Genomic DNA, 1,507 nt, shown 5'->3' on the forward strand with positions numbered 1-1,507 from the left:
CCCGGGCGTCTTCCCGGGCCCCCGCAACGGTTAAGAAGCCTCTCAACCGATATCCAGCGGGTCGACCCGGACCGTCGGGTCCTTGTCGCCGCGGGCCAGTCGGAGCGCCTTGGCCTCCTTGACGGCCGCGGCCAGGGCGCGGCCCTGGCCCGGGGGCACCCGCAACAGGGCGCGCTCCCACTGCGCTCCGGGCGGCGGGTCGCCGGGGCGGCGCGGGCGGCCCGGCGGGGTGGGGGGCAACGGCACCGGGCCCAGGGTCTCCGTCCCCTCCGGCAGCGGAGCCGAGGCGATCAGCTCGGCCACCGCCTCCCCGGGTCCGGCCACCGCCGCCATCCGGGAGACCGGCGGAAAGCCCAGCTGGGACCGCTCGGCGAGTTCGCGGGCCGCGTAACCGGCGGGATCCCACCGCACCAGCGCCTGGACGGGCCGCTGCGTCGGCTCGGCGGTCACCACGACGAGACCGCCGTCCTCCTGCCCCCGGACCAGCGCGGCCGCTTCCAGCCAGCGGCGCAGCGCGTCCTCGCCCGCACGCAGGTCGGGGCGGCCGAGCAGGGCCCAGCCGTCGAGCAGCAGGGCGGCCGCGTAGCCACCCTCGGCGACCGGTTCGGCGCCTGGGGTGCTGACGACGAGCGACGGGCGGTCGGGCACGGTGTCCAGGACGTGGTCCCGGCCCGAGGTGCGGACCGGGACGGCGGGAAAGGCGCGGCCCAGCTCCTCCGCGGTGCGCCGGGCGCCCACGATGCTCGCCCGCAGCCGTCCGCCCCCGCACTCGGCGCAGTGCCAGGCGGTCTCGGCCCGCCCGCACCAGCCGCAGGCCAGCCGGTCCGCGTCGCGCGCCTCCAGGGGGCCCGCGCAGTGGCGGCAGCGGGCGGGCTCGCGGCAGCGCTCACAGGCCAGCCGGGGTACGTACCCCCGGCGCGGCACCTGCACCAGCACCGGGCCGCGGTTCAGCGCCTCCCGCACGGTCTGCCAGGCGAGCGTGGGCAGCCGGGCGGCGCGGGCCTCGGCGTCCCGGGCCACCTCGCCCTCGTCCACGGTGCGGATCAGCGGGGCCGCCGCGCGGACCTGCTCGCGGTCGGCCTCCAGGGGGCGGGCCCAGCCGTTCTCCACCAGCTGGGCGGCTTCCACGGTGCGGCCGAGGTCGCCCAGCAGGAAGCCCGTCTTCTCGTGGACGGCGCGCAGCAGCAGGACGTCGCGGGCGTGCGGCTGCGGGGCGTGGTCGTCGCTGTGGCTCTGGTCGCCGTCGTCCCAGATCCCCACCAGGCCGAGGTCACGGACCGGCGCGAACATGGCCGCCCGGGTGCCGACGACGGCCCGCACCGACCCGCGGCTGACCGCCAGCCACCGCCGGTAGCGCTCCTCGGGCCCGAGGTCCGCGGTGAGCAGCACATGACGTCCCGCGCCGCCGAGCGCCCGGGTGAGCGCGGCGTCGACCCGGGCGGCGGTGCGCCCGTCCGGTACGACGACGAGCGCGCCGCGCCCGGAGGCGAGGGTGGCGGCGACCGCG

Annotated in this window: 1 protein-coding gene; it reads right to left on the reverse strand. The window is 79.1% G+C overall.

Annotated elements, in window-relative coordinates; translation table 11 throughout:
- Positions 1 to 42 precede the first annotated feature (42 nt).
- The coding region (locus EEJ42_RS31640; protein ID WP_123105304.1) for a primosome assembly protein PriA at positions 43 to 1,507 on the reverse strand (1,465 nt) is incomplete at its 5' end.

The organism is Streptomyces botrytidirepellens (assembly GCF_003721215.1).
Lineage (GTDB): Bacteria > Actinomycetota > Actinomycetes > Streptomycetales > Streptomycetaceae > Streptomyces > Streptomyces himastatinicus.